6 protein-coding genes and 1 pseudogene are annotated in these 7396 nt (G+C 62.5%); 3 read left to right on the forward strand and 4 right to left on the reverse strand.

Annotated elements, in window-relative coordinates:
* Positions 1 to 144: 144 nt before the first annotated feature.
* From EN935_RS15125 to EN935_RS15135, 3 genes are all read right to left on the reverse strand, one after another.
* Positions 145 to 2562 (reverse strand): FAD-dependent oxidoreductase, encoded by a 2418-nt coding sequence (locus EN935_RS15125; protein ID WP_127265170.1) that lies wholly within the window; start codon positions 2560 to 2562, stop codon positions 145 to 147.
* 37 nt (positions 2563 to 2599) lie between these two features.
* Complete coding sequence (locus EN935_RS15130) at positions 2600 to 4093, reverse strand: trimethylamine methyltransferase family protein (RefSeq protein WP_245488961.1); 1494 nt, start codon at positions 4091 to 4093, stop codon at positions 2600 to 2602.
* Between the two features lie 252 nt (positions 4094 to 4345).
* Entirely contained in the window at positions 4346 to 4888 is a 543-nt protein-coding gene (locus EN935_RS15135; protein WP_127266205.1) for a dihydrofolate reductase family protein, read from the reverse strand.
* Between the two features lie 128 nt (positions 4889 to 5016).
* On the opposite strand from EN935_RS15135, the pseudogene EN935_RS15140 reads away from it, so the two are divergent.
* Both EN935_RS15140 and EN935_RS15145 read left to right on the forward strand, forming a co-directional pair.
* Positions 5017 to 5247, forward strand: a pseudogene (locus EN935_RS15140) (patatin-like phospholipase family protein); the annotation flags it as partial.
* 470 nt (positions 5248 to 5717) lie between these two features.
* Positions 5718 to 6230, forward strand: coding sequence for a hypothetical protein (locus tag EN935_RS15145; protein WP_127373410.1), 513 nt, complete (start codon positions 5718 to 5720; stop codon positions 6228 to 6230).
* A gap of 150 nt (positions 6231 to 6380) precedes the next feature.
* Here the strand turns inward: EN935_RS15145 and efp are convergent, their stop codons facing one another.
* Entirely contained in the window at positions 6381 to 6950 is a 570-nt protein-coding gene (gene efp / locus EN935_RS15150; protein WP_027038615.1) for an elongation factor P, read from the reverse strand.
* 117 nt (positions 6951 to 7067) lie between these two features.
* Here efp and EN935_RS15155 point away from each other — a divergent pair.
* Positions 7068 to 7396: amino acid--tRNA ligase-related protein (locus EN935_RS15155; protein ID WP_348629890.1), on the forward strand; the 329-nt coding region annotated here is incomplete at its 3' end.

The raw sequence follows: 7396 nt of genomic DNA on the forward strand, positions 1-7396 counted from the left end.
CCTCGAAGGCTCGCAACGCGGCAAAGGGAGGTAACCGCCTTGCCATCTTCGCTAACTCCTCCGCGCGCCGGAACCCACTGCTCCAGCGCGGCACCTATAGGGGTTTTCAAGAGGCGGTGGAAGATTGGAGGCCAAACCGCAACGTCACGCCCGCATGCGCAGCCCTTCCGGGTCGTAGCGCGGGCCGTCCGAAACCGACGCGGCACGGCGCTTGCCGTTGATCTCGACCTCGAAGCCGGCGCCGCTATCGACAACCTGCGATTTGAGATAGCCAAGTGCCAGGCTTTCATTCGTTGTGTAGCCATAGGCGCCCGACGTGACATAACCGACATAGACATCGTCGCGGAACACCGGCTCGCCGCCGCTGCAATCGGCGTCATCGGCATCGACGGACAAGGTGACGAAGCGCTCGGCAGCGCCCTGCGAACGATGTTTGCGTGCCGCTTCCTCGCCGATGAAGCCGGAGCGTTTCCAGTCGACGAAACGGTCCATGCCGGTCTCCATGATCGTGTAGTCCGGCGCCAGATCGAGCCCCCAGCTCTTGAAGGCTTTTTCGATGCGCAGGCTCGCCAGCGCCCGGCTGCCGGCCGGCACCAGGCCAAGGCCGGCGCCGGCGCGCAACAGCGCATCGTAGAGGCCGGCCTGGTACATTGCGGGCGTGTAGATCTCGTAGCCGAGCTCGCCTGAAAACGAGACCCTGAGCACGATCGCATCGGTCGCCGCCTCGAGTTCCATGCGCCTGACCGACAGGAACGGAAACGCATCGTTCGACACATCGCTGTGCGTTATCCCGGCCAGAATCTGCCGCGCGTTCGGCCCGGCGAGCATTAGCCCGGTCCAGCCGTCGGACAGGTTCTCGACCGAAATGCCTGGCGTCTTGTGCGCATCGAACCAGCGCATGTGCTGGCCCTGCATTGTGCCGGCGCCAAGCAGGAGATAGCTGCCATCGTCGAGCTTAGACACGGTCAGGTCGCCGATCAGCCGGCCTTTTTCCGACAGCATCGGCGACAGCGCCACAGCGCCGGGCCGTTCGGGAATCCGTCCCGCCAGCAGCCACCGCAGCCAGCCGCAGGCGGCCTCGCCCGAGATGCGGTATTTGGCGAAGGTGGATATTTCGAACAGGCCGGCAGCACTGCGCACCGCCTTGCATTCCTCGCCAACCGTCTTCCACCAGTTCTGCCTGCTATAGCCGAAGATGTCGCGCTGTTCGTCGCCAGGCCGCGCAAACCACAGCGGCTGCTCCCACCCATTGTTGAAGCCGAAGACGGCGCCCCTGGCCTTCTGTGCGGCGTAGGCGGGAAATGTCCGCAACGGCCGGCCGGCGGCGCATTCGAGATGCGGGTAGGGGCGCTCCTGCCGGTTCTCGTAGTAATATTTGGTCCGTTCGAAGGTGAAGCGCTTGCCGGCCCAGCGGCCGAAGCGGGCGACGTCCCAGAAATTCACGTCCATCTCCGGCTCGCCGTCGACGATCCATTCCGAGATCACCTTGCCGATGCCGGCGCCCTGGTTCAGGCCGCTCATCACGCCGCAGGCGCAGAAATAGTTCTTCAGCTCCGGATGCGGTCCCAGCAGCGGCCCAAGGTCTGGCGAAAAGATCATCGGTCCGTTGATGACGCGCTTGATGCCGGCCTCGCCGAGGCACGGCATGCGGTCCATCGCCACCTCGAAATTGCGATCCATGCGGGCCAGGTCGTTGGGCAGCAGTTCGTGGCCGAAGTCGAGCGGCGTGCCGTCGAAGGCCCAGTGATGGCAGGTGCTTTCATAGGCGCCGAGCAGGATGCCCTTGCCTTCCTGACGTGAATAATAGCCGGCTTCGCTCTCGCCGATGGTCGGCAACTCATGGTCCATCGCTTCGATTTCGGGGATCGCTTCGGTCACCAGATAGTGATGTTCGACCGGCAGCAGCGGCAGCTTGATGCCGGCCAGCGCGCCGACCTCGCGCGCCCACAAGCCGGCGGCGTTGACGACGAATTCGGCGTGGATGGTGCCATCAGGCGTTTCGACGTCCCAGCCGCCATCGGCGCGCGGCGTCGTCGCCGTCACGGGTGTGTGGCGGTGGATTTTCGCGCCGAGCTTGCGCGCCGCAGCGGCAAACGCATTGGTCGCCGAGGACGGATCGACATGGCCCTTGATCGGCTCCCACAGCACCGCCTTGAGGTTTTTGGTGTCGAGGATCGGCGCTCGGTCCTTGGCTTCCTCGAAAGTGATCCATTCCGCCTCGACGCCATTGCGCCGCGCGCGGGCCCGGGCAATCGCCAGCGTCGTGACCTCGTCGTTCGATGCCGCCAGATGCATGCCGCCGGTCGGATGGTAGCCGACGGCCTGTCCGCTCTCGCGCTCGATCTCCGGATAGAGATTGATCGTGTAGACCTGCAGCCGCTGGGCATTGGAGGGCCTGGTCAGCGAGAACAGATTGCCGGCGGCATGCCAGGTCGAGCCGGATGTCAGTTCCGAGCGCTCCAGCAGCACCACATCCTTCCAGCCCTTTTTGGCCAGGTGATAGAGGATGGCGCAGCCGGTTATCCCACCGCCGATCACCACTACGCGGGCATGTGTATCCATTCCGTCAGAAATCCACTTTTGCTGTTTTCAAAGGGTGCTAGCGCAGGGCTTCGAGCTCGATCTTGCGCCGAGCGACATAGTCCTCGAGCTCTTCGATCACGGCCGGGTCGATGGCGGGCGCCTCATACTCGTTGACCATCTGCTTCCAGATGCCGTTGGCGCGACGGGCGGCGTCGGGGCTGCCCTTGTCCTGCCAGTTCTCGAAGTTCGACCAGTCGGAAACCAGCGGCTTGTAGAAGGCGTTCTCGTAGCGCGCCAGCGTGTGCGCCGTGCCGAAGAAGTGGCCGCCGGGACCGACCTCCTTGATCGAGTCGAGGCCGATCGTATCGGCGTTGACGGTGAGCGGCGTCATCCAGGCGCACATCATGCGCACCATCTCGATGTCGAGGATGAACTTCTCGTAGGAGCCGACCAGGCCGCCCTCCAGCCATCCGGCGCCATGGTTGAAGACGCTTGCGTGGCCGGTCAGCGCGCCCCACAGCGACATCATGGATTCGTAGGCCGCCTGCGCGTCCGGCGCGTTCGATGCGTTGACGTTGGACGAGCGCCACGGCAGGCCGTAGCGGCGCGCCATCTGGCCGGTGGCCTGCGCGCCGAGCGTGAATTCGGGCGTGCCGAAGGCCGGCGATCCGGTCTTCATGTCGGCATTGCAGATGAAGCCGCCATAAATGTAGGGGCAGCCGGGGCGGATGATCTGGGTCAGCGCGCAGCAGGCCAGCGTTTCGGCATTCTGCATCACCAGCGCGCCGGCGACAGTGGCCGGCGCCATCGCGCCGGCCAGGCCGAAGGGCGTCACGCATACGACCTGTCCGAGCCGCGCATATTCGATGACGCCTTGCGCGATTTCGCCGTCGAGCACCAGCGGCGTGTTGGTGTTGGTGTTGACGAAGAACACCGGATTGGCGGCGAGGCTGTCCTCGTCCTCGCCATACCAGATCTTGGCCATCTCGATGGCGTCGCGGGCGCGGTGGCGGCCGATGGTCAGCGGCTTCCACGGCTTGTCCGAAAGCTTGCAGCAGGCGAGGTAGAAATCGAGATAGCGTGTGTCGGCCGGCAGGTCCTGTGCCTCGACGCTGGTGCCGCCCTCGATCTGCAGCACGTCGGTCATATGCGTCATCTTCAGGAAGTTTTCCTGGTCGCGAAACGTGCCGGCGCGGCGTCCGTGGTCGAGATCGGACACGAAGGGCGGGCCGCTGACCGCCGTGAAGGCGACCTGGCCCTGGCCCATGAACAGCTTCTTGGCCGGATCGCGGCCACGCACGGTGACGACCGGCGGCGCCTTGGCGACCAGCGCCAGCAGGCCCTCGCGATCGAAGACGACACGTTCGGTGGCGTGGTCGACGGCAAAGCCGGCGCTGGCGAAGAGTTTTCGCGTTTCCTCGTCCTGGATGCGCATGCCGACATCCTCGAGCACTGACATCGAAGCGTCGTGTATCGCCTCGATCTGCTCTGCGGTCAGCACCTCGATCGGGGCATGCGGGTTGCGCAGCTGCAACCATTCCCTGGAGAATTCCAGTCTGCCGTCGCGCACCCTGCGCACTCTGGCCGTCGTTCGCATGCTTCCCCGCAGAGGTTCGATCTCAGGCGGCGAGTTGAGGAGCTTTGGCCACGAACGGCAATTGAAAACGCTTCAGCCGGCAATGAGGCGATTTCGTCGCCTGCGGTCAGCCCGAAACGGAGTGGTCAAGCGGCGAGGGGCATGCCTGCTGGTCGGAGGCCTCAGTCCTTCGCCCGCTCCACATAGGCGCCATCAGCCGTCATCACCACCACGCATGGAAGCCAACTACGACTTCGCCGCCACCGGCGCATACTCCAGCGCCACAACGCCGTTGCTGAGCGGCGTGGCCGAAATCAATTCGAGCGAGACCGGCTCGCCGACTGGGAACAGCGGCTTGCCCTGGCCGACGGTGCCTGGATAGCTGAGCAGCCTGACGCGGTCGACCAGGCCATGGCGCAGCAATTCCTGCGCGACGCTGAGGCTGCCATGCACATAAATGTTGCCGCCACTGCCTTGCTTCAGGGTTCTGACCGCTTCCGGCAGCGGTCCCTTCAGCAATTCGGCCGGCTTCCAGTCGAGCGCCTTCAGGCTGGTCGAGGCGACATATTTCGGCAGCGCGTTGAACCGGTCGGCAAAATCTCCGGTTTCCTTGGGCCAGGAGCCGGTAAATATCTCATAGGTCGTGCGCCCCAAAAGCATGGCGCCGCTATCAGCAAGCTCGTCTTCCTTGAACCTGTTCATCGCGTCGTTCCAGATCACGCTGGGCAGCTTCTCGACCTCGGCAATGCCATCGACGCTGATGAATTCGGTGACGATAAGTTTTCGCATGGTGCTCTCCTTCTTCCGTCAGAGGACGGACTGCGCGGGGCCTTTGCGACACGTTCATGAAAAATATCGCTGCGCCTTGTCGTTTTCGGCTAATGCCCGAGACACGCATTGACCTCAGCCGGCCTGACGGCGCCACCCAATTGATGATGCAGTCGATCATCGCCAACAAGCTGAAGCAGTGCCGCCCCGATATCCTGGCTCGCCCGGCGGTGTCGAAATACCGCGTGCTCGATTTCCTGAAGATCGACGCTTTGATGAACGAGACGGTGGATATCAAGGACGAGCTGAAGCGGCAGATGGAGAAGGCGGTGGAGGCGAGGGGCGGCAAGCGCAAGCGAGGGAAGCGGGTTGACGCGTGAGGGCGGTGGCGTGCCGCTGAGGCGTGACGTCTACTCTGCTTGCCGAACTGGCTAAACGAACAAAATGCGACCCATGGAACGGTCGCATTTGACCTGGTGCGGATATAGGCGAGTTCACGGACGAATGGCGGCTATGCGCCTCATTCCGGTCGTTGATCCACCTTCCGGGAGTTCCTGAAGCCGGACAGTCTGCTCATTAGCCGGACGCCAGCATTTGAATGCAAACGAGCTGACATAGCCCGGCAAGCTCGCGCGGATGCCCCGCAGTTCTAGAGATCTTGGCTCAGATAATAAGGATCGCAACCAAATAGCATTCGCGCCACAAAGAGGTAAGAAAAACAGGTCGCCGGCAGCTAACTCAACTCTAAATTGTCGTTAGGTTGTAGTTCCGTGCCACCTAGCCTAAGCGATTGCGTTCTTGCAATATCTCAGGTCAAGCTCCAGAGCCAGTTTACATCAATGGATCTTTAATGAGTGCGCGCTTATCGACTGCCATTAGGATCGGGGAAGCCGCAAAGGCGATCTTTCGAAAGACTCAGAGCTTTCCAAGTCGAGAATTCGGAGAGCATGCAGACCTGAGCGAACGCGAACACGTCGGTGTTGAACCGATGCTTTTGGCGCTTTCGATGGAGCTGGCACTCAAAGCGTGGTTCGTCTTCGACCACGACGATCCAAGAGTTGTCAAATCGCACAACCTGATGAAGCTGTTTGATCGCCTAAAGCCCGAAAGCCAAGAGAAACTCGACGCTGAGTTCAAAAGGTCAGTGGTCCCGTATCATCCCAATGGTTTCTACATCGGCTACAGCATTCGTCACATTCTGCATCAGCACCAAGATGCCTTCACCGACTGGCGCTACTTTCACGAGGCGAAGAAATCGATGATGTTCGATCAGGGTGCTTTTGAGGCAACGCTCGAAATGGTGCTCCGTGAATTCGAGAAAAGATATCGCATTGAGCGGGTGAAGCCGCTTTGGCCATCCTGAATGCAGTCCGGATCGGGGGCTCCCGATGCGGCATTGAATGCTCGTTTCGAGCGGTAGCTTCGGGCAGGAGCTTTCCGTGCCGGAGCGAAAGGCTAACGACCGCAACCGCCTTCGCCCGCTCACCCCTGAAGGCAAAAGACGCCGCCCCCCTCAGTCCTTCGCGCGCTCCACATAAGCCCCATCCGCCGTCATCACCACCACGCGGGTGCCTGGCGCGATGTGCGGCGGCACCAGGGTGCGCACGCCGTTGGACAGCACGGCCGGTTTGTAGGAGGACGACGCCGTCTGGCCCTTGGTCGTCGGCTCGGTTTCCACCACTTCGAAGGTGGCGCGCTGCGGCAGCACCAGGGAAATGGCAATGCCGTTGAACTGTGACACCTGCACGGCCATGCCTTCCAGGAGGTAAGGCGCCATGTCGCCGACCACGGCTTCCGACACCGCGACCTGGTCATAGCTTTCCGGGTTCATGAAATGAAAGCCTTCGCCGTCGCGATACAGGAACGTGTGTTCGCGCTCTTCCACATAGGCGCGCTCCACCTGCTCGGTGGTGCGGTAGCGCTCCGAAACCTTCACCCCGTCGCCGATGCGGCGCATGTCGAGCTGCGTCACTGGGGTGCCCTTGCCTGGATGGATGTTTTCGGCAAAGAGGATCACATAAAGCTTGCCGTCCTTGTCGACGACGTTGCCTTTGCGGAGCGAACTGGCGATGACTTTCACCACGGTTTTAAATCCTGCAAGAAGAGTTGACTGGCATTTGCCGGCTTGTGCGGCGCTGGATGGGGGCCTACCGCATCTTGGCCGCCGCCGCCAGCCCCATTCCACCATGATCTGAGCCCCATGACCGAAGCTTCGCCCTGGTGGACGCCGCATGTCCATGCCGACCGCCGCCCGCGGCTGATGCTGCGCAATGCCATCGCCGCCAGCCTGCGCGACTGGTTCGCCGCCCATGATTTCGTCGAGGTGGAAACGGCGGCTTTGCAGATCTCGCCCGGCAACGAGGCGCATCTTGCGGCTTTCGCCACGCAAGCGGTCGGGCCTGACGGCGCGCGGTCGCCACTTTATCTCCACACCTCGCCGGAATTCGCCTGCAAGAAGCTGCTCGCCGCCGGTGAAGTCAGGATTTTCAGCTTTGGCCCGGTCTACCGCAATCGTGAGCGGGGCCCCTT

Source organism: Mesorhizobium sp. M7D.F.Ca.US.004.03.1.1, assembly GCF_003998635.1.
Lineage (GTDB): Bacteria > Pseudomonadota > Alphaproteobacteria > Rhizobiales > Rhizobiaceae > Mesorhizobium > Mesorhizobium loti.

What these genes read in the sequence shown, in the direction of transcription:
- EN935_RS15145 (WP_127373410.1), top strand. Translation starts at nt 5,718, where the DNA reads ATGAGTGCGCGCTTATCGACTGCCATTAGGATCGGGGAAGCCGCAAAG.
- EN935_RS15135 (WP_127266205.1), bottom strand. Translation starts at nt 4,888, where the DNA reads ATGCGAAAACTTATCGTCACCGAATTCATCAGCGTCGATGGCATTGCC.
- EN935_RS15125 (WP_127265170.1), bottom strand. Translation starts at nt 2,562, where the DNA reads ATGGATACACATGCCCGCGTAGTGGTGATCGGCGGTGGGATAACCGGC.